Here is a 19,321-nt window from a genome sequence, read left to right as displayed (position 1 = left end):
TTCGTTGACACATCACGCCGCCGTCATCTGCTCCCACCAACCGAGCAACCTGATCGCGTCTTCCTGGTTGTCTCCGCAGACTTCGACATCTGCCTTGAATCCTGAACAGACCGCCGGGCGTTCCGGACGACCGAAGATGTTGCACAGGTTATCGACCGACAGCTGAACGCAACGTTCACCGGCAGGTTTGCCATCGGGCATGCCGGGAATCGGCGAACTGATGGAAGGGGCAATGCAACAGGCGCCACAGCCTTCACGGCACTTCATGACGACGCGTTCCTCGCAGCGGGCAATGTGTTAAATGGACACGGACAGGGTAACCGCTAAAACGGCTGTTTTAAATTGCCTGAACCGGGGTTTTTACGCAGAAACAAAAATGACTGACCAGTCTCCGACAAAGCGTCTGGTCTGCGGGTCACCATTGGGGCGATTTATTGCTTGAACTCGAAATCCAGCGCCGCGCCTTCGACTTCCCGGCGCTCTTCATTGCGCAGTTGCAACTGCATTTCGTTGCTGAGCAGACGGCCATTGAGTTGAAACCCGCTGTTCTTGTCGCCGAACATCTGCGGCAGGATCGGTTCGCGCTTGGGCATCGTCACAGCGCCAGGAGGTTTCAATTCCTGAACCATGTCTTTGGGCAGACTCAAATCAAGCTTCGCAGACGGCAACGGCGTCTTGGCCACTTCTTTCGCTGATTTTGACTTGGAAGCGACCGGGGCGCGCTTCTTGGCTGGAGCAGCCTTTTTCTGCGGTGCTTTTTTCGCTGGAACGGTCTTCTTGGCCGTGACCGGTTTTTTCGCGGTGGCAGCGGCCGGCGTCTTTTCCTGAGCCGCGGCCGCCATTGCGCCAGGCACATGGCCCATCATCAACAGGCAGAGCACAACCCAGACGGCAGAAAAATTCGCTTTCATGAACCCAACGAAGCTAACGGCAGAGGGCCATATGCTCGCCTGTCGAGCGCCACATGACAAGCACTGCCGCCGCCTCAAAAACCGCCGGCCATCTCCTGACAGAGCTGGGTCGCCAGCATTCCGAGCGTCATCAACGCCCTTTCCGCTTCGCGATTCCACGGGATGCCGCAGTTCAACCGGATGCAGTGGTTGAACTGCTCGGTGTTGCTGAAGATCAGGCCCGGCGCAATGCTGATGCCCTGTTGCAGCGCCCGCACGTGCAATTCCTGAGTATTGACCCGCCCCGGCAGACTGACCCACAGAATGAATCCTCCGGCCGGCCGGGTCATCTGGGTGCCTTCGGGAAAGTACTGCTGAACAGCCAGTTGGAACGCGCTGAGATTTTTTCTGTATTCCTGACGGATGTACCGTAAATGCCGGTCATAGCCGCCGTTTTCCAGGTACGCCGCGATAGCCATTTGCGTAACGCTGCACGCCGAATGGGTGCTGAAAGTCTGCAAACGCTGGATTTCCTGCTGGTACTTGCCGGCGATCATCCAGCCGATGCGCACACCGGGCGATAACGTTTTGGAAAAGCTGGAGCAATAGATCACCCGATCGAGCCGGTCGTAGGCCTTGAGCGACTTGGTGCGTCCCTGCTCGAACATCAACTCGCCATAGATGTCGTCTTCGACGATCTGGATATCGAAGTCAGAGGCCAGTCGCAGCAGTTGTTTCTGCCGCTCTTCCGGCATGGTGCCGCCCAGAGGATTGCTCAGTCGGGTGGTCAGCACCAGCGCCTTGATCGACCATTGGTTGGCTGCCAGTTGCAGAGCTTCGAGGCTCATGCCCGTGACGGGATCGCTGGGAATCTCGATGACTTTCAAACCCAGCAGATCCGCCAGTTGCAGCAGCCCGTAATAGGTTGGCGATTCCGCGGCGATCAGATCGCCAGGGCGGGTCAGCACCCGTAACGACATCTGCAACGCGTCGACACAACCGTGGGTGATCACCACTTCCGACGGGTCAACCACCACACCGGCATCGCGCATGCGAATCGCCACCTGCCGGCGCAGTGGCTCGAAACCGGGGCTGAACATGTAGCTGAACGCCCGAGGGCTGTGAAAGCGGGTGACCTTGGCCAGTTGCTGATGCAGGGCGCGTACCGGCAAATAGTCGACACTCGGCACTGCGGCTCCCAGGGGGAACACGCCTTCGCGACGCGACTCGACCAAAACCTGCTGGATGATGCTGCTGCGGGTAACCAGGCCTGGTCGTTCGACCCGGGCGATATCCGGCGTAGGCGCGGTCAGCGCCGGCGTCTGGTGCACGTAGTAGCCAGACTGCGGCCGCGCACGGATCAGGCCCTGATCTTCGAGGTTGGCGTAAGCCTGTAACACCGTGGCATGGCTGACGTTGAGCTGCGAACTCATCTTGCGCACCGAAGGCACGCGCTCGCCCGGTTGATAAACGCCACGGCGAATATCTTCGGCCAGCTGTTGAGCAATACGTTGGTAGAGCAAGAGATTGGTCATGACGCAGCACTCGATTTCACGGGCGTTTTATTCTTGTGTGAAACAATACCGGAACAGTTTGGAAGTGTACTGGGACAGTTGCCATATTAGTCAACCATACAGTGCAGTGTCGGTTAAATCTGTACTGCTTTGTGAGGTAATCGACAGACGTAAAAAAGCCCGGCGCTGCCTGACAGCCCGGGCTTTCCAGTAACGCCACCCTCAGCGGGCGGCGCCGAGCTGGCCTTTTTCGTCGGAGAACACGATTTCCACCCGACGGTTCTGCGCTCGCCCACGCTCCGAAGCATTGGCGTCCACAGGGTATTCGTCGCCGTAGCCTTCGACCTGAATGCGTTTTTCATCGATGCCCAGGTCCGTCAACACGTCCGCTACCGACTGCGCGCGATCGCGGGACAGCTTGAGGTTTTCCTGCTTGCCGCCGGTGCTGTCGGTGTAGCCCTCGATACGCACGATGCGTTTCGGGTTGAGTTGCAGGAACTGCACGATCTTCAGCACCACGCGGTTGGCCGAGTTTTTCAGTTCGGCTTCACCAGTGTCGAACAGCACGTCACCAAGGGTCATCACAAGACCACGATCGGTTTGGGTGGTGGCCAGCGCAACGATCTGCTCTTCCAGCCATTTGCCCTGCTGTTGCACGCTCAGCAGTTTCGACTCGCGCAGGGCCAGTTGCAGGCGCTGGCGTTCAAGTTCCAGCTTCGCCACACGCTCTTCGTTGAGCACCTGGTTGGTGTGCTCACGGGCGATTTCGCTGTAGCGCTGACTCAGGTAGGCGTAATGCACCACGTCCGAGCCGCTGCCCCAATACGTCGACAGACGATCGGCACGGGCCAGGGACTCACCAGCGCGAATCACGTCTTTTGGCGCGATACGCAGCACGTTGGAATCTTCCTTGACCTTCTGGAAATCGGCGCCGGCCTGCTGCAATGCGGATTCGCTGTGTTGACCTGCGCAGCCGTAAAGGCTGGCACAACCGGCGAGGATCAGAGCACCGAGGGCTTTGGACTTCAGGCTCATTGGGCATCCCCCAGTTGCTTGCGCAGTCGGACAATGCGGGTGTTGAGCACGTTCACTTGCTCTTCGCTCTTGCGGGTCAGCACTTTGGCTTCCGCCAGACGTGCATCGAGTTCGGCCTGTTCGAATCGCATCCGAGCATTTTTGTACGACTCACCCGCCATGCTGCCTTTGGCCCGGTTGAACTTGTCTTCTGCCAGTTTCATTTCCGGCACTTCGTCGGCGGTGGCGCCGACGGCCTTGGCCTGCTCGAGCGCCTGCTCGGTCAAACGCATTTGTTCATTGGGTGCCGGATCGCTGGCGCAACCGGCCAGGGCCAGAACGGCCAGGGCCGCGAAAAGAAGTCGATTACTCACTAAGAATCCCTACTGTTTTGGGGCGCTGACAGGTTGTTGTGGCGGCTGTTGCTGCTGCGCCTTCCAGCGCTCGATGTTGCGTTGCAGCGCGGCTTCCGTCAGGCCGGACGCGGGCAATTCTGTCATCTTTTTGGCCAGCTGTCCGCGCAACCACGGATCGTTGCAGGCCGAGTTGTGCGAAACCGCCAGGAACAGACCGGGCCGGTCGATGGGTTGTTCAAAGGCCAGCAGATCATTGGCCATGCCCAGTGCCTGTGCGGCCGCCATGCCCGAGTAGCGACCGGCGAGTACATATTCCACCTCACCCAGCAGAAGTTTCTGAAACGCCTGGGTCAGGTTTGCCGTACGGGTCAGGGTCAATTGCTGCTCGGCGAAAGTGCCGAATGCCGGGGTCATTCGAGACTTTTCCGACAGGCCGCCGGTATGCCCGTGCAGGTCTTTGGCTTCGGTGTAGACCAAGGTCGAGCCCTTGCGCGTCCACACCAAATAGTCGTTTTCCAGCAACGGCGGGTGAATGTAATCGAGGTTTTCCAGCTCATTGAAGGTCAGCGGCGCGTCGGCCAGCATGTCCATGCGCCCGCTGCGCACTTCGTCGAGGGCCTGGGAACGCTTGCCGGCGTACAGCAGATCGACTTTGATCCCCAGCTCCTTGGCCACCTGTTGTAACAGGTCGGCGCTGGCACCGATCAGTTGTTTGGGGTTTTGCGGATCCTGCCAGAGATACGGCGGCGCATCCGGGCTGCCGGTAACGACCAGCCGCTCGCACTTGCCCGCCGCCACCGACAGGCCCGGCAACAATGCCAGCCCCAGCAACCACGAGCAGCCCAACCGACGATGCAGATCCATGGCGAAACGCTCCCACTCAAATCCCGGACAAAAAAAAGCCCGACCAAAAGGTCGGGCTCTTTATAAGTGAAGCCGCCGGATTAGACCAGCTTCTCCAGCTCAGGTACGGCTTCGAACAGATCCGCCACCAGGCCGTAATCGGCCACCTGGAAGATCGGTGCTTCTTCGTCCTTGTTGATCGCAACGATCACTTTGGAGTCTTTCATGCCGGCCAGGTGCTGGATCGCGCCGGAGATACCGACGGCGATGTACAGCTGTGGCGCAACGATCTTGCCGGTCTGACCGACCTGCATGTCGTTCGGTACGAAACCTGCGTCGACCGCGGCGCGGGAAGCGCCCACAGCAGCGCCCAGCTTGTCGGCCAGAGCGTACAGGTGTTTGAAGTTGTCGCCGTTCTGCATGCCGCGGCCGCCGGAAACGACGATCTTGGCAGCGGTCAGCTCAGGACGATCGGACTTGGCCAGTTCTTCGCTGACGAAGCTGGAAGTGCCGGCGTTGTGAGCAGCGGCAACGGACTCAACCGAAGCGGAACCGCCTTCAGCGGCAACCGGGTCGAAACCGGTGGCACGCACGGTGATCACTTTGATCGCAGCGGTCGATTGCACGGTAGCGATGGCGTTACCGGCGTAGATCGGGCGCTTGAAGGTGTCAGCGCTTTCTACCGAGATGATCTCGGAGATCTGGTCAACGTCCAGCTGGGCGGCAACGCGCGGCAGGATGTTTTTGCCGTTGGAAGTAGCGGCAGCCAGGATGTGGCTGTAGCCCTTGCCCAGTTCAGCGACCAGCGGTGCAACGTTTTCCGGCAGCTGGTGCGCGTAGGCAGCATTGTCAGCGTTCAGGACTTTGCTCACGCCAGCGATTTTCGCGGCGGCTTCAGCCACGGCGCCAGCGCCCTGGCCTGCAACCAGAACGTGGATGTCGCCGCCGATTTTGGCAGCGGCAGCCACGGTGTTCAGGGTGGCCGGAGCCAGCACCTTGTTGTCGTGTTCGGCGATTACCAAGATAGTCATGATCAGATTACCTTCGCTTCGTTTTTCAGTTTCTCGACCAGTTCAGCCACCGACTTGACCTTGATGCCCGCGCTGCGTGCAGCCGGCGCTTCGACTTTCAGGGTCTTGTTGGTGGAGGCGGTGGAAACGCCCAAAGCGTCCGGAGTCAGCGTCTCGAGAGGCTTCTTCTTGGCTTTCATGATGTTTGGCAGGGACGCGTAGCGCGGCTCGTTCAAACGCAGGTCGGTGGTGACAATCGCTGGCAGTTTCAGGGAAACGGTCTGCGCGCCGCCGTCGATTTCGCGGGTCACGGCAACGCTGTCGCCGGAGACTTCGACTTTCGAGGCGAAAGTGCCCTGACCGTAGCCGCTCAGTGCAGCGAGCATCTGGCCGGTCTGGTTGTTGTCGCTGTCGATGGCCTGTTTGCCCAGGATCACCAGCTGAGGCTGTTCCTTGTCGACCACGGCCTTGAGCAGCTTGGCCACGGCCAGGGAAGTCAGGTCTTCAGCGGATTCGACGAGGATGGCGCGGTCGGCACCCAGAGCCAGTGCGGTACGCAGCTGTTCCTGAGCGGTGGACGGGCCGATGGAGACGACGACGATTTCAGTCGCAACGCCTTTTTCTTTCAGGCGTACGGCTTCTTCCACTGCGATTTCGCAGAACGGGTTCATCGACATCTTGACGTTGGCGAGGTCTACGCCGGAATTGTCCGCCTTGACGCGAACCTTGACGTTGTAATCCACAACGCGTTTGACAGCTACAAGAACCTTCATGGATTCCTCGTTACTCTCCGGTGAAAAGAAAGTCGCCTAGGCGAACCTGGCGGTTGATGCTCATCGGGCACAAGGGCACCTCCAAAAACGCCGGCTGAGCGGGATGACCGTTCGTCAGTCGTGACCGACGAGTCATGCCGCTTCGCGGTGTGTAAACTGCGCGCCGAACCTGCGCTGCACATCACCGGTTACCGCCTACGCAGTGTCTTTAGAGGTGCTCTTGAAACCACCATTCAGCCTACGGCGAGCGCAAAACCGCCCGTATCTTGACCGGAACGCCCATTCTGGTCAATACGCCAAAATGCCCCGTCATAAGCCGCGCTTCTTTGATTTCTCTGGGCTGGAGCCGATTCAAACAAACGTTTGTATTGGACGCTAAGAGTGGTGTAGATATAATGCGCCGCCTAGAGAGAAAGGTGGTTTGCCCATTATTAGCCTTGACGTTAACGTAAAGGCAATAACGGATGCGACACCGAACCTCCAAATTAGAAAAAAAACTGTTGAGCCTTGAGTAGGAGATAGCCTGTGGAACGCGAATACATGGAATTCGACGTGGTCATCGTCGGTGCCGGCCCCGCTGGCCTGTCCGCCGCCTGCCGTCTGAAGCAGAAGGCCGCCGAAGCCGGTAAGGAAATCAGCGTCTGCGTGGTCGAAAAAGGCTCCGAAGTCGGCGCGCACATCCTGTCTGGTGCCGTATTCGAACCACGGGCGCTGAACGAACTGTTCCCGGACTGGAAAGAACTCGGCGCTCCGCTGAACACGCCTGTCACCCGCGATGACATTTTCGTGCTGAAAAACGCCGACAGCGCGCAGAAAATTCCTGACTTCTTTGTGCCCAAGACCATGCACAACGAAGGCAACTACATCATCTCCCTCGGCAACCTGTGCCGCTGGCTGGCCCAGCAGGCCGAGAACCTGGGCGTGGAAATCTACCCGGGCTTCGCCGCTCAGGAAGCGCTGATCGATGAAAACGGCGTGGTGCGCGGGATCATCACCGGCGACCTCGGCGTCGACCGCGAAGGTCACCCGAAGGAAGGCCTGTACACCCCGGGCATGGAACTGCGTGGCAAATACACGCTGTTCGCCGAAGGCTGCCGTGGCCACATCGGCAAGCAACTGATCAAACGCTACAACCTCGACAGCGATGCCGACGCCCAGCACTACGGCATCGGCCTGAAGGAAATCTGGGAAATCGACCCGGCCAAACACCAGCCAGGCCTGGTGGTGCACACCGCCGGTTGGCCGATGGACATCATGGGCACCGAGAACACCGGCGGTTCCTTCCTCTATCACCTGGAAAACAACCAGGTGGTGGTCGGTCTGATCGTCGATCTGTCCTACAGCAACACCTACCTGTCGCCGTTCGACGAATTCCAGCGCCTCAAGCATCACCCGGTGTTGAAACAATATCTGGAAGGCGGCAAGCGCATCAGCTACGGCGCACGTGCGATCTGCAAGGGTGGCCTGAACTCGCTGCCGAAAATGGTCTTCAAGGGCGGCGCACTGATCGGTTGCGATCTGGGCACTCTGAACTTCGCCAAGATCAAGGGCAGCCACACCGCGATGAAGTCCGGCATGCTCGCCGCTGAATCCGTGGCCGACGCGCTGTTCGCTGAAAAGGACGGCACCGAAGAGCTGAACACCTACGTCGACGCGTTCAAGAAGAGCTGGCTCTACGAAGAACTGTTCGCCAGCCGCAACTTCGGCCCGGCGATCCACAAGTTCGGCGCCATCGTCGGCGGCGGTTTCAACTGGCTGGACCAGAACATCTTCGGCGGCAAACTGCCGTTCACCCTGCACGATACCAAGCCGGACTACGCCTGCCTCAAGCTCGCGGCCGACTGCAAGAAGATCGACTACCCGAAACCCGACGGCAAGATCAGCTTCGACAAGCTGAGCTCGGTGTTCATCTCCGGTACCAACCATGAAGAAGAACAGCCGTGCCACCTGAAACTGACCGACCCGACCATCCCGCTGAGCAAGAACCTGCCGCTGTACGACGAACCGGCACAGCGCTACTGCCCGGCCGGCGTGTATGAAGTGATCACCAAGGAAGACGGCGAGAAGCGCTTCCAGATCAACGCCCAGAACTGCGTGCACTGCAAGACCTGTGACATCAAGGACCCTTCGCAGAACATCACCTGGGTGACGCCGGAAGGCGCTGGCGGCCCTACTTACCCGAATATGTAAGTCGACCCGCTGAACATCAAGGCTCCCTTCATGGGGGCCTTTTTGTTGCCTGCGATTTGGTGAAAATCAAGCCGCTCGCTCATCCCCCGGACTGCGCTCGAAATAACGTTTGTACTCGCGACTGAACTGCGACGTACTCTGATACCCCACCCGATGCGCCACCTGCGCCACTCCCAGTCCTTCGGCGATCAACAACGTCTGCGCCTTCAACAAACGTAAACGCTTCAGATACTGCACCGGCGACAGCAACGTGCTGCGTTTGAAATGCTCATGAAAGGTCGACACGCTCATGTTCGCGCAACTGGCCAATGTCTCGACATTCAACGGTTCGGTGTAGTGCGCATGCAAATGGCTGATCGAAGCTGCCACCCGGGCAAACTGCCCCTGCTGCTCCACCAATGCCCGCAACACATCAGCCTGAGGTCCGCGCAACGCCACGAACAACAACTCCCGCACCCGTGCTGGCCCGAGAATCTGGCATTCCAGCGGATCGTGCAGACAGCGCAGCAGGCGTTCGACACAACCGCGCATCTCATCATCGAGCACCACCGAAGTCATCGACTCCGGGGTCTGCGCCGGAATATGCCGCCCCGGCGCCAGCCCCATGGCCAGCACCAGTTCACCGAGCAGCACCCGATCGATCGCCACCGACACGCCGAGCAACGGCGCGTCCGGCAACGCATAGGTTTCGCACTCGAACGGCACCGGCAACGCCTGAATCAGGTAATGCCCGGCGCCGTACTCCATGGTGCGCGGCCCCAGATACGCCAGTTTGCTGCCCTGGGCGATGATCATCAGGCTCAGTTCATAAATGTGCGGGCCACGGGCGACGTCGCAACTGGCGCGCAACACCTGCACGCCCGGCAGCCCGGTCTGGCTGTAACCATCGCGCAGCGCCAGCGGTTCGATCAGCGAAACCAGGGTGGCGTTGGCATCAAGGTGACGGGTCAATTGCATCGGGTGGCTCTTCAGAAAAATCACGGAAAAAGGGATAAAAGCATCATCGCAGATCCTTTTGCCAATGCGACCGATCAACCCTGCATGCCGGAGGATTAGGCATGACACCCGGAGGAATCGCCATGGCCGGACGACCGGACGGCGCCCAGAATGCGCCGCCTCACTTGTCACTGCTTTTGCGAGGTTTCACATGTACACCGCCATCGGCTATGCCGCTCAAACGGCCACCACTCCCCTCGCCCCGATGAAGTTCGAACGCCGCAGCCCACGGGCGGACGACGTCGCCATCGAAATCCTTTACTGCGGCGTCTGCCACTCCGACATCCACCAGGCGCGCAACGAATGGGGCATCGCCGTTTACCCGCTGATGCCCGGCCACGAGATCGTCGGAAAAGTCACCGCCGTCGGTGCGAATGTCACCAAGCACAAGGTAGGCGATCTGGTCGGCGTTGGCTGCATGGTCGACTCCTGCCGCACCTGCGAAGCCTGCCAGTCGAACCTCGAGCAGTACTGCCTCGAAGGTCCGACCATGACCTACGCCACCCCGGATCGGGTCGATGGCAGCAACACCATGGGCGGCTATTCAGACAGCATCGTAGTCAGCGAGCACTTCGTGGTGCGCATCCCCGAGAAGCTGGACCTGGCAGCTGCCGCACCGATTCTCTGCGCCGGCATCACCACCTACTCGCCGCTCAAGCACTACGGCGTGAAGGCTGGCGACAAGGTCGGGATTCTCGGCATGGGCGGCCTCGGCCACATGGGCATCAAGTTCGCCAAAGCCATGGGCGCTGAAGTGACGCTGTTCACCCGTTCGGCAAGCAAGGCTGAGGAAGGTCGTCGTCAGGGCGCCGATCATGTGATCGTGTCCACCGACGAAGAGCAAATGAAAGCCGCCGCCGGCCGTTTCGATTTCCTGCTGGACACCATTCCGGTGCAGCACGATCTCAACCCGTACCTCGACACCCTGCGCTTCGATGGCGTGCACATTCTGGTGGGCCTGATCGAACCGATCGATCCGCCGGTCCACGCCGCGAAACTGGTGCTGGGTCGTCGCGTATTGGCCGGTTCGTTGATCGGTGGCGTCGCCGAAACCCAGGAAGTGCTGGATTTCTGCGCCGAACACAACATCAGCTGCGACATCGAAATGCTCGACATCCGCCAGATCAACGAAGCCTACGCCCGCATGATCGCCGGTGATGTGAAGTATCGCTTCGTGATCGACATGGCGACTCTGAAGCTCTGATTCTTCAGACCTTCAAGCCAAGTTCTGCCGAGAGCCGGGCCGTGACCCCTTTGATCAGGGGAATCAGCTCGGCCATTTTTTCCAGCGGCATGTACGGCACGGTGCTGGCGATGCTGATCGCTGCGACGATGCGCTTGCTCGCGTCGCGGATCGGTGCCGCCACGCAACGGATCGACGGCTCGTTGTCTTCCAGATCGAACGCGTAGCCACCGGCCACGTATTCGGTCATCCGCTGCTCCAGCTGCTCCCACGACTGCTGGGGATGTTGCGGCCAGAACTGACTTTTCCCACCCGCCGGCAGACTGATGTCGTACAGACGCTGCCAGTCTTGCGGCGCGTCATCCAGCATCAGCGCCTTGCCGATCCCGGTCCGCGCCAGCGGCATGCGATGGCCGACCCGCGAGCGCATTTCCGGGCCGTTGCGCCCCGGATTCTTCAACAGGTACAGCACCTCGTCGCCTTCACGAATTCCCAGGTGAACGGTGTCGCCGGTCAGCGCCGACAACTCGTCCAGATACGGCCCAGCCAGGGTCACCAACGGCAACTCTTCGCGCGCCTGGAAACCCAGTTCGATCAGCTTCGGCCCCAGCAGATAACCGACTTGCGGCACGACGCGCAGGTAGCGCTCGTCCACCAGACAACTGGCCAGACGATGAGTGGTACTGCGCGTGGTACCGATCAGGCGGGCAATCTCTTTGAGATCGCGGGCGCCACTGGCGACGGCCTGCACCACACCCAACCCGCGAAGCAGGGTCTGGGTGCCGGTCGGCGCGGCGTCCTTGGCGGTTTTTGGGGCGTCTTCCTGCATATCCAGCCTTTAGCGTTGAGCGAGGGAACGGGCGGCATTATGGTCGCCCGGCATGGCCGACTACAACTCGATGCGCTCGACCTTGCCCACCAGCAGCACGTAGGACAAAGCACCGATCAATGCCAGAACCGCGATGTAGGTGATCGCCGGTGCAAACGAATCGCCGCTGGCCAGGAAGCCGATGACAATCGGCGTGGCAATCGCCGACAGGTTGCCGATGAAGTTGAACACCCCACCGGTCAAGCCCAGCAACCGCGCCGGCGCCAGTGTCGAGACCAGCGACCAGGTGATCGACGCCAACCCGTTGCCGAAAAACGCCAGCGCCAGGAAAGCAATCACCAACGGCGTCGATTCGACGAAGTTGGCGCCGATGATCGAGGTGGAAATCAGCAGCCCGCCAATGATCGGCAACTTGCGCGCAAACCCGACGGTGCAACCACGGCGAATCAGGAAGTCGGAAAAGAACCCTGAGCACAACACGCCGATGAACGCGGCGAGAAACGGCAGCGACGCCAGCAGACCGGACTTGATGAAGTCCATGCCGCGATACTTCACCAGGTAGGTCGGGAACCAGGTCAGGAAAAACCACAGCGTCGAGTTGAGGCAGAACTGGCCGAGGTAGATCCCCCACAGCTTGCGTTTGCTGAGGACGATGCCGAGATCGGTCCAACTGAATTTCGCCTTCACCTTGGCGGATTCGGCCGAGATATCCACCAGCCCGCCGCCCTCGCGGATCAGGTCGATTTCCGCTTCGTTGGCGCCTTTGAAATCACGCGGCTCGCGATACACCGCGTACCAGATCGCCGCCCAGATGATGCCCACCGCGCCGGTCACGACAAACACCATGTGCCAGCCAAACTCATGTTGCAGCCACGCCAGCACCGGGGTCAGAAACGCCAGCCCGACAAACTGGCCGGAGGTGTAGAAACCGATGGCTGTGGCCCGCTCGCGCTCGGGGAACCAGGTTGTCACCACGCGGCTGTTGATCGGATACGCCGGTGCTTCCAGCGCACCGACCGCCATGCGCAGCACGAACAGCGCGATGAAACTGGCGGCGAAACCGAGCATCACCGTGGCCAGTGACCACAACAGCAGCGCGACGCTATAAAGGATGCGCGGCGGCACCCGATCCACCAGCCAGCCGCCGGGGATCTGCATCGCGGCGTAGGTCCAGCCGAAGGCGGAGAAGATCAGCCCGACGTGCACCGGATCGATGCCCAGATCCGTCGTCAGCGCCGGTGCGGCAATCGACAGGTTGCTGCGGTCCAGGTAGTTGATGACCACGGTGATGAACAGCAACACCATGATGAAAAATCGCTTGCGGCTGGGCGTGACTAACGTCGCTTGCCCGGTGAGGGTTTGCGGTTGCATGGGGAGCGCCTCTTCTTATGTTTATTGAGGTCGGGGAGGTATGCAGATCTCCGCTCCATGGAGATCAACCTGTGGGAGCGAGCTTGCTCGCGAAGCGATCTATCAGGCGACATCGGTTTCGAATGTGCCGCCCTCTTCGCGAGCAAGCTCGCTCCCACAGTGTTTGGTGTTGGGTCAGGAAAGACTCACCACTCGGCAAAACTGCCATCGGCATGACGCCAGATCGGATTGCGCCAGCGGTGGCCGACCGCCGCGCGTTCGATCACGTATTCCTCGTTGATCTCGATCCCCAGGCCCGGGCCGTTGGGGATTCTCACGAAGCCTTTGTCGTAGTCGAATACCCGTGGATCCTTCACATAGTCGAGCAGGTCATTGCTCTCGTTGTAATGGATGCCCAGGCTCTGCTCCTGGATAAACGCGTTGTAACAAGCGGCGTCCAGTTGCAGACACGCCGCCAGCGCGATCGGCCCCAGCGGGCAGTGCAGCGCCAGCGCCACGTCGTAGGCTTCGGCCATGTTGGCGATCTTGCGGGTCTCGGTGATGCCACCGGCGTGGGACGCATCCGGCTGGATGATGTCGACGTAACCTTCGCTCAACACCCGTTTAAAGTCCCAGCGCGAAAACAGACGCTCGCCGAGGGCAATCGGCGTGCTGGTCAGCGGCGCCAACTCCTTGAGCGCTTCGTAGTTTTCGCTGAGCACCGGCTCTTCGATGAACATCAGTTTGTACGGGTCGAGCTCCTTCATCAGCACCTTGGCCATGGGTTTGTGCACCCGGCCATGGAAGTCGACGCCAATGCCGACGTTCGGCCCGACCGCATCACGCACGGCGGCAACGTTGGCCAGCGCCAGATCGACTTTTTCAAAGGTATCGAGAAATTGCAGCTCTTCGGTGCCGTTCATTTTCACTGCGGTAAAACCACGGCCCACCGCTTCCTTTGCGGCCCGCGCGGTGTCCGCCGGGCGGTCGCCGCCGATCCACGAATACACGCGGATCTTGTCCCGCACCTGACCGCCGAGCAGATCGCTGACCGACACGCCCAGCGCCTTGCCCTTGATGTCCCACAACGCCTGGTCGATGCCGGCCAGCGCGCTCATGTGTATCGCGCCGCCCCGGTAAAAGCCGCCGCGATACAGCACGGTCCAGATGTCTTCGATATTGCGTGGGTCTTTTCCGATCAGGTAGTCGGACAATTCCTCAACCGCTGCAGCGACCGTGTGGGCGCGGCCCTCGACCACGGGCTCGCCCCAACCGGTCACGCCCTCGTCGGTTTCGACTTTCAGGAAGCACCAGCGCGGCGGGACGATGAAGGTGGTGAGTTTGGTGATTTTCATCTGCTTGTCTCTCTTGTTAGATGCAGCGCACGCAGCGCCGGAAAAGGCTTAGCGAAGGGCTTTCCAGGCCGCCACGTAGGCCTTGGCATTGGCCGCCACTTGCTCAGTCGTCATGCCCGGTTTGAACAGCCCGGAACCGAGGCCGAAGCCTTTGACGCCGGCATCGATGAACGCCTGCATGTTGTCCGGGGTAATGCCGCCAACCGGCGCCAGAATCGTCCCGACGGGCAACACCGCCAGCCAGGCTTTCACCACCGCCGGGCCCATCTGCTCGGCCGGGAACAATTTAAGAATGTCCGCGCCCGCCTCCAGTGCCGCGAAGGCTTCGGTCGGCGTCGCAACGCCCGGCGACAGGTACAACCCCGCCGCTTTCGCCGCCCGCAACACCTTGGCATCGCTGTGGGGCATGACGATGACCTGGCCCCCGGCCTCTTTCACCTGTTCAACCTGTTCAGGGGTCAGCACCGTACCGGCACCGATCAGGCAATCGGCGGGCAACGTATTACGCAGAATGCGGATACTTTCGTACGGCGCGGGGGAATTGAGCGGTACTTCGATGACGCGAAATCCGGCTGCATACAGGACTTCTCCGACAGCGGCGGCTTCCTGCGGATGCAGGCCGCGCAGGATCGCGATCAGACCGTTTTGCGCCAGTGCTTGCTTGAGCATGTCAGGCCTCCAGTCAAAGTTAACGGGATGAGGAATCGATCAGCCCGGCGGCGAGCGCCAGTTGCCAAAGACCACGCTCGGTGGCCTGTTCGGCCAAAGTCACCCGGGCGAAACCGCAGGCGTCGAGGGCCCGGCTGTAGCGGGCGCACAACTGCGCGTTGCCGATGAGGATGATCGAAGGAAGTTGTGCGCTGTTGCGCCGGCATCGTTGCACGGTGGCCAGCGCTGTCAGTTCATGGCCGATCAGCAGGCCGGACAGGTAGTCCGGTTGCGCGGTAGCGCTAAGCTCACCGGTCAGGCCGAGGCTGCGGGCGCTGAACAGAGTCGACAGCACGCCGATTTCGCCTTCTGCCGACAACGCCACCTGCACGCCGCGATCAAACGCCTCGGCGTCGAACGTCGCGCTGTGCTGTTGGGTACGGCCGAGAATGCTGTGTTCGCTGAGCACGGCGAACACTTCGCCGGTCATGAAGGTGTCGAAACGAGTGATGCAGCCGTCGGCCACTTCCACCCATTTCGAATGACTGCCCGGCAGGCCGATCAGCAGATCATTGCCCGCCTCGACCGGCAGAGTCTGCAGGACGCCGAGAACCTGGGTTTCCTCGCCGCGCATCACGTTCGGCAGCGCCGAGCGCTGAATCACACCCGGCACGATGTGCACATCGACACCGCGAAGACTGCGAACGGTTTGCAGGGATTTTCCGAGATCGGCCACGTTGGCCGGCGTATCGCGGTAGGACGCTTCGCGCCAACCCTGAGCGCTGCCGACCATGCCGCAGGCAATCACCGGCAAGTCCGGTTGCGCGTCGAGCCAGTCGCCGCAAGCCTCATCGAACGCCAGTTCAAAACCCTCGGCGCATTCGTGACCGTTGATGACGCGCGGCGTCTTCGGCAACTGCATGATCCCGAACGACAGCGACCGCTGCGCCAGCACCTGCCCGCCCGTCGCGAGTTTGTAAGCACGGAGTGAGGTCGTCCCCCAATCGAGCGCGATCAATTGCGCCAGCATCGCTTCACCTGTTTTGTTATTGGCAGTGAGTGAGCCGGACTATAAACCCGGTGACGATAAAATCTCAATATATAAATATCACTCCCACATTGTGGGATATACAAGTGTGACAAGATTTTCTCCACCAACGCTCTAAAATGCCGCCTCGCGCCCCCGGCGGCGCATGCTCTCGAATGCTCAAGGATGAAAAATGAAGATACTGAAAACGCTGGCGCTGCTGGGCGCACTTTGCTTCAGCGCCGTCCTCAGCGCTGCACCATCATTGAAGGAAGGTGATATCTGGGCCTACAAGACCCGGTCGGGAGAAGAGCACTCGACGCTGACCATCCTGAAAATCGAGGACTACCCGGCATACGGCAAGGTCGTGCACGTCCGGGTCGACGGCATCCGCATGATCAACCCGGTGGCCGGTAATGAAATCAATGAAATGCCTCATCTGCCCTTCCATGCCAAAGCCTTGCAACAAAGCCTCACCCGACGCGTGGGAGAGGCTGCGCAGATTCCGGATTTCAGTCAGGGCTACAAGTATTGGAAAGCGGCCTTCGATGAAGGGAAGGCCGGAGCCTTCAAGATTTCCGTACGTCAGGCACTTGATGGTCTTTTGAGTGGCAATTGGGAATCGACCGATGAGGAAACGGCCAAAACCAGGCAAAAGCCCTGACGATCAGCCCTCGGCAAACTCGCGCAACACCTTGCCGTCCATGCGGTAACGCACCCACTCTTCCTGCGGCTGGGCGCCGAGGGATTTGTAGAATTCGATGGCCGGGGTGTTCCAGTCCAGCACGCTCCATTCGAAGCGGCCGCAGTCGTTGGCGCAGGCAATTTTTGCGAGGTGGCGCAGCAGGGTTTTACCGGCGCCGCCGCCGCGTTGTTCGGGGGTTATGTAGAGGTCTTCGAGGTACAGGCAGTTGCTGCCCAGCCAGGTCGAATAGCTGAAGAAGAACACCGCGAAACCGATCGGCACGCCATCGCGCAGACAGATCAGACCATGGGCGGTGGCGCCTTCGCTGAACAGGCTGCGTTCGATGTCGGCGACGCTGGCGATGACTTCGTGACGGGCCTTTTCGAAGTCTGCAAGTTCAGTGATGAACGCGAGGATTTGCGGCGCATCGCTGGGGGTCGCCGGGCGGATTTCGATCGTCATGGACGGGCCTTGTCGGAAAAAGGAAAACGCCATACTAAGGCGGCGCGCGGCACTCGTCACATGGCAAAGCAAACACTACTCTACTCAATCACAGAAACACGGCGATCCGTGTGGGAGCGAGCTTGCTCACGAAGGCGTCCCGCCAGTCGATGGAGGTATTGCCTGTGCCGAGGTCTTCGCGAGCAAGCTCGCTCCCACAAGGATTGTTGTCTGCTTTATAGGACATGCATGAACACGATCGCTTTCGAACCACTGGCCTCACTCGCCGCCGAACTGCTGCCCCATGCGCTGGAACCGTCGGAGGACGGCGCCCATGATCTATCGCACCTGCAACGGGTCTGGCACAACGTGCGCACTTTGCAGGTCGAGGAAGGTGGCGACCTTGAGGTGCTGCTGGCGGCGGTGTTGCTGCACGATTGCGTCGCGGTGGAAAAGAACTCGCCGCTACGTTCACAGGCATCGCGTCTGGCAGCGGAAAAAGCATCAATGGTGCTGGCAAACCTGAGCTGGCCCGAAGAAAAAATCAGTGCAGTGATCCACGCCATCGAAGCTCACAGCTTTTCCGCCAACATCACCCCGCTTACCCTCGAAGCGCGACTGATGCAGGACGCCGACCGCCTCGACTCCATCGGCATGCTCGGCGTCGCCCGCACCTTCTACACCGCCGGGCGCATGGGCAGCGCGCTGTACGACCCGCAAGATCCCGAGGCCCGGGAAAGGGGCTACGACGACAAGCGATTCTGCCTCGATCATTTCCAGACCAAACTGCTGCACCTCGCCGACGGTTTCCAGACCGTTGCCGGTCAGCGTCTGGCGCAAATCCGTCATCAACGCCTGAAGGGTTTCATGGAGCAGTTCAAGGAAGAGATCGGCGTGGTCTGAAGGTGTTACTCCGGTCATTCACGATCCTGAGATCACCAAGCTCAGACCTAAGCCGCAGGCATGACGTGATAGATAGATGACGCTCAATTTTTTCGGTCAAGGAACCGCGTCATGCCTCAAGCAACACCTCAGGTCTCGGGCAAACTGTTCGGCCTGTTCTGCCTCGCCAGTTATCTGTTGTCGCTGTCCTACGGCTCGACGTTTTTGCTCTCGCTGTTGATCGGTTCTCGCGGCGGCAACGAGCACGATGCCGGCAGCGTGATCAGTGCGGCGATGCTCAGCACCTTCGTTGCGGTGCTGGTGTCCGGACACCTGTCCGACTGGCTGGGTGCGGCGCGTTCGATCGCGTTGTTCGGGCTGTTGCTGGTGGCGGCGAGTCTGGGGTTTGCGATGACGCCGGGCTTCGGCCATTGGCTGCTGTTTTTCGGCTTGCTGCTCGGATTGGGCTGGGGCGTGTTCTACACGCTGGGGCCGATCATCGTCGCCAGTCTGGTAAGCCCGGCGCAGCGGGCGAAATACTTTGCGCTGCTATCCGGCAGCATGATGACCGGGATCGGCAGCGGCCCGCTGCTCGGGCGTGCGGCGAGTGCGCTGGGGTTGCCGGTGACGTCGGCGTTCTATCTGGCGGCTGCGGCGAGCCTGGTCGGCGTGCTGTTGTTCTGGCGTCTCGGTGCTCGCCTGAAAAGTACACAAGCCCCGACAGCGGCAAAAATCAGCTGGCACGCGACGACACAGGTGCTCGGTTCACGCGCAGTGTTTCCGATCATCATGGTCGGCCTCGGCGGTTGTGTATTCGGCGGGCTGTCGAGTTTCCAGACCAGCTATGCCGCCGCCCGTTCGCTGGATTATTCGCTGTTCTTCCTGGGCTTCATGAGTGCTGCGATCAGCAGCCGGATGTTGATCGCGGGCTATGTGGTCAAGCGTGATCCGCTGCGCGCGTCGTGCCTGTTGTCGGGGTTGATGCTCAGCTCGATCGTGCTGTTCGCGTTCGGCGTGCAAAGTGGTTTCAGCTATCTGCTGGCAGCGGTGATGCTCGGTGTCGGTTACGGCCTTACCTACTCGGTAATTAATGGACTGGCGGCCAACGAAGCGCCGGCCGGCGCCACATCCCAGGCATTGCTGCTGTTCAGTCTTTCGTACTTCATCGGCGTGTTCGGCTTCCCGCTGCTGGCCGGGAAAATTATCGTCGAGCACGGCATGGCGACGCTGCTGCTGACCGTGCTGGCGGTGGCCACTTCGAACTGGTTAATCACGATCGGGCGCCTGCTGTGGAGACAGGTCGAAGGCAAAACCGCGCCGGCCAACTGAACCGTT

Annotated in this window: 20 protein-coding genes; 5 read left to right on the top strand and 15 right to left on the bottom strand. The window is 60.4% G+C overall.

Annotation, left to right across the window (positions count from 1 at the left end):
- Window positions 1–12 precede the first annotated feature (12 nt).
- The 8 genes from N8H71_RS07850 to N8H71_RS07815 form a co-directional block, all read right to left on the bottom strand.
- Window positions 13–267, bottom strand: coding sequence for a YkgJ family cysteine cluster protein (locus N8H71_RS07850; protein WP_262193552.1), 255 nt, complete (start codon window positions 265–267; stop codon window positions 13–15).
- A 164-nt stretch (window positions 268–431) separates the two neighbouring features.
- On the bottom strand, window positions 432–911 hold the full coding sequence (locus N8H71_RS07845; RefSeq protein WP_262193551.1) for a translation initiation factor 2: 480 nt from the start codon (window positions 909–911) through the stop codon (window positions 432–434).
- Window positions 912–985: 74 nt separating this feature from the next.
- Entirely contained in the window at window positions 986–2,425 is a 1,440-nt protein-coding gene (locus tag N8H71_RS07840) for a PLP-dependent aminotransferase family protein (protein WP_262193550.1), read from the bottom strand.
- A gap of 201 nt (window positions 2,426–2,626) precedes the next feature.
- Complete coding sequence (locus N8H71_RS07835; RefSeq protein ID WP_262193549.1) at window positions 2,627–3,439, bottom strand: OmpA family protein; 813 nt, start codon at window positions 3,437–3,439, stop codon at window positions 2,627–2,629.
- Window positions 3,436–3,792, bottom strand: a complete 357-nt coding sequence (locus N8H71_RS07830) for a DUF4398 domain-containing protein (protein WP_262193548.1) — start codon at window positions 3,790–3,792, stop codon at window positions 3,436–3,438. The genes N8H71_RS07835 and N8H71_RS07830 overlap by 4 nt, the downstream gene beginning before the upstream one ends.
- Before the next feature lie 9 nt (window positions 3,793–3,801).
- Entirely contained in the window at window positions 3,802–4,638 is an 837-nt protein-coding gene (locus N8H71_RS07825) for a substrate-binding periplasmic protein (RefSeq protein WP_262193547.1), read from the bottom strand.
- An 80-nt stretch (window positions 4,639–4,718) separates the two neighbouring features.
- Window positions 4,719–5,648 (bottom strand): electron transfer flavoprotein subunit alpha/FixB family protein, encoded by a 930-nt coding sequence (locus N8H71_RS07820; RefSeq protein ID WP_262193546.1) that lies wholly within the window; start codon window positions 5,646–5,648, stop codon window positions 4,719–4,721.
- A 2-nt stretch (window positions 5,649–5,650) separates the two neighbouring features.
- Window positions 5,651–6,400: an electron transfer flavoprotein subunit beta/FixA family protein gene (locus N8H71_RS07815; protein ID WP_007950859.1), complete on the bottom strand. Its 750-nt coding sequence runs from the start codon at window positions 6,398–6,400 to the stop codon at window positions 5,651–5,653.
- A 525-nt stretch (window positions 6,401–6,925) separates the two neighbouring features.
- Here N8H71_RS07815 and N8H71_RS07810 point away from each other — a divergent pair.
- Window positions 6,926–8,590 carry an electron transfer flavoprotein-ubiquinone oxidoreductase gene (locus N8H71_RS07810; protein WP_262193545.1) on the top strand — a complete coding sequence of 555 codons (1,665 nt, stop codon included), beginning with the start codon at window positions 6,926–6,928 and terminating at the stop codon, window positions 8,588–8,590.
- A 66-nt stretch (window positions 8,591–8,656) separates the two neighbouring features.
- Here the strand turns inward: N8H71_RS07810 and N8H71_RS07805 are convergent, their stop codons facing one another.
- Window positions 8,657–9,547 carry an AraC family transcriptional regulator gene (locus N8H71_RS07805; protein ID WP_262193544.1) on the bottom strand — a complete coding sequence of 297 codons (891 nt, stop codon included), beginning with the start codon at window positions 9,545–9,547 and terminating at the stop codon, window positions 8,657–8,659.
- Between the two features lie 190 nt (window positions 9,548–9,737).
- Between N8H71_RS07805 and N8H71_RS07800 the strand changes: the two genes are divergently transcribed.
- The gene (locus N8H71_RS07800) at window positions 9,738–10,790 is read left to right on the top strand and encodes an NAD(P)-dependent alcohol dehydrogenase (protein ID WP_011335405.1); all 1,053 of its coding nucleotides are present in this window, start codon (window positions 9,738–9,740) and stop codon (window positions 10,788–10,790) included.
- A 4-nt stretch (window positions 10,791–10,794) separates the two neighbouring features.
- Here N8H71_RS07800 and N8H71_RS07795 read toward each other — a convergent pair whose 3' ends face one another.
- From N8H71_RS07795 to N8H71_RS07775, 5 genes are all read right to left on the bottom strand, one after another.
- On the bottom strand, window positions 10,795–11,598 hold the full coding sequence (locus tag N8H71_RS07795; protein WP_007950852.1) for an IclR family transcriptional regulator: 804 nt from the start codon (window positions 11,596–11,598) through the stop codon (window positions 10,795–10,797).
- Window positions 11,599–11,658: 60 nt separating this feature from the next.
- Complete coding sequence (locus N8H71_RS07790; protein ID WP_262193543.1) at window positions 11,659–12,969, bottom strand: MFS transporter; 1,311 nt, start codon at window positions 12,967–12,969, stop codon at window positions 11,659–11,661.
- A 185-nt stretch (window positions 12,970–13,154) separates the two neighbouring features.
- A complete protein-coding gene (gene dgoD / locus N8H71_RS07785; protein ID WP_262193542.1) occupies window positions 13,155–14,303 on the bottom strand; it encodes a galactonate dehydratase in 1,149 nt (382 codons plus the stop codon).
- Window positions 14,304–14,351: 48 nt separating this feature from the next.
- Window positions 14,352–14,972, bottom strand: a complete 621-nt coding sequence (locus tag N8H71_RS07780) for a 2-dehydro-3-deoxy-6-phosphogalactonate aldolase (RefSeq protein WP_262193541.1) — start codon at window positions 14,970–14,972, stop codon at window positions 14,352–14,354.
- 19 nt (window positions 14,973–14,991) lie between these two features.
- On the bottom strand, window positions 14,992–15,981 hold the full coding sequence (locus tag N8H71_RS07775) for a 2-dehydro-3-deoxygalactonokinase (RefSeq protein WP_262193540.1): 990 nt from the start codon (window positions 15,979–15,981) through the stop codon (window positions 14,992–14,994).
- Window positions 15,982–16,171: 190 nt separating this feature from the next.
- Between N8H71_RS07775 and N8H71_RS07770 the strand changes: the two genes are divergently transcribed.
- Window positions 16,172–16,642 (top strand): hypothetical protein, encoded by a 471-nt coding sequence (locus N8H71_RS07770; protein ID WP_262193539.1) that lies wholly within the window; start codon window positions 16,172–16,174, stop codon window positions 16,640–16,642.
- Window positions 16,643–16,645: 3 nt separating this feature from the next.
- On the opposite strand, the gene N8H71_RS07765 is transcribed toward N8H71_RS07770, so the two are convergent.
- Entirely contained in the window at window positions 16,646–17,125 is a 480-nt protein-coding gene (locus N8H71_RS07765; RefSeq protein WP_085607298.1) for a GNAT family N-acetyltransferase, read from the bottom strand.
- A gap of 228 nt (window positions 17,126–17,353) precedes the next feature.
- Here N8H71_RS07765 and N8H71_RS07760 point away from each other — a divergent pair, with 228 nt between their 5' ends.
- Together N8H71_RS07760 and N8H71_RS07755 are read left to right on the top strand one after the other, a co-directional pair.
- Complete coding sequence (locus N8H71_RS07760) at window positions 17,354–18,007, top strand: HD domain-containing protein (RefSeq protein WP_262193538.1); 654 nt, start codon at window positions 17,354–17,356, stop codon at window positions 18,005–18,007.
- A gap of 111 nt (window positions 18,008–18,118) precedes the next feature.
- Window positions 18,119–19,315: an MFS transporter gene (locus N8H71_RS07755; RefSeq protein ID WP_262193537.1), complete on the top strand. Its 1,197-nt coding sequence runs from the start codon at window positions 18,119–18,121 to the stop codon at window positions 19,313–19,315.
- Window positions 19,316–19,321 lie beyond the last annotated feature (6 nt).

Source organism: Pseudomonas koreensis, from assembly GCF_025447595.1.
Taxonomy (GTDB): domain Bacteria; phylum Pseudomonadota; class Gammaproteobacteria; order Pseudomonadales; family Pseudomonadaceae; genus Aquipseudomonas; species Aquipseudomonas koreensis_H.
This window is presented reverse-complemented; position numbering and strand designations above follow the sequence as displayed.

Coding starts and splice junctions, on each gene's coding strand:
- N8H71_RS07850 (WP_262193552.1), bottom strand. CDS start 267: ATGAAGTGCCGTGAAGGCTGTGGCGCCTGTTGCATTGCCCCTTCCATC.
- N8H71_RS07845 (WP_262193551.1), bottom strand. CDS start 911: ATGAAAGCGAATTTTTCTGCCGTCTGGGTTGTGCTCTGCCTGTTGATG.
- N8H71_RS07840 (WP_262193550.1), bottom strand. CDS start 2,425: ATGACCAATCTCTTGCTCTACCAACGTATTGCTCAACAGCTGGCCGAA.
- N8H71_RS07835 (WP_262193549.1), bottom strand. CDS start 3,439: ATGAGCCTGAAGTCCAAAGCCCTCGGTGCTCTGATCCTCGCCGGTTGT.
- N8H71_RS07825 (WP_262193547.1), bottom strand. CDS start 4,638: ATGGATCTGCATCGTCGGTTGGGCTGCTCGTGGTTGCTGGGGCTGGCA.
- N8H71_RS07820 (WP_262193546.1), bottom strand. CDS start 5,648: ATGACTATCTTGGTAATCGCCGAACACGACAACAAGGTGCTGGCTCCG.
- N8H71_RS07815 (WP_007950859.1), bottom strand. CDS start 6,400: ATGAAGGTTCTTGTAGCTGTCAAACGCGTTGTGGATTACAACGTCAAG.
- N8H71_RS07805 (WP_262193544.1), bottom strand. CDS start 9,547: ATGCAATTGACCCGTCACCTTGATGCCAACGCCACCCTGGTTTCGCTG.
- N8H71_RS07800 (WP_011335405.1), top strand. CDS start 9,738: ATGTACACCGCCATCGGCTATGCCGCTCAAACGGCCACCACTCCCCTC.
- N8H71_RS07795 (WP_007950852.1), bottom strand. CDS start 11,598: ATGCAGGAAGACGCCCCAAAAACCGCCAAGGACGCCGCGCCGACCGGC.
- N8H71_RS07790 (WP_262193543.1), bottom strand. CDS start 12,969: ATGCAACCGCAAACCCTCACCGGGCAAGCGACGTTAGTCACGCCCAGC.
- dgoD (WP_262193542.1), bottom strand. CDS start 14,303: ATGAAAATCACCAAACTCACCACCTTCATCGTCCCGCCGCGCTGGTGC.
- N8H71_RS07780 (WP_262193541.1), bottom strand. CDS start 14,972: ATGCTCAAGCAAGCACTGGCGCAAAACGGTCTGATCGCGATCCTGCGC.
- N8H71_RS07775 (WP_262193540.1), bottom strand. CDS start 15,981: ATGCTGGCGCAATTGATCGCGCTCGATTGGGGGACGACCTCACTCCGT.
- N8H71_RS07770 (WP_262193539.1), top strand. CDS start 16,172: ATGAAGATACTGAAAACGCTGGCGCTGCTGGGCGCACTTTGCTTCAGC.
- N8H71_RS07765 (WP_085607298.1), bottom strand. CDS start 17,125: ATGACGATCGAAATCCGCCCGGCGACCCCCAGCGATGCGCCGCAAATC.
- N8H71_RS07760 (WP_262193538.1), top strand. CDS start 17,354: ATGAACACGATCGCTTTCGAACCACTGGCCTCACTCGCCGCCGAACTG.
- N8H71_RS07755 (WP_262193537.1), top strand. CDS start 18,119: ATGCCTCAAGCAACACCTCAGGTCTCGGGCAAACTGTTCGGCCTGTTC.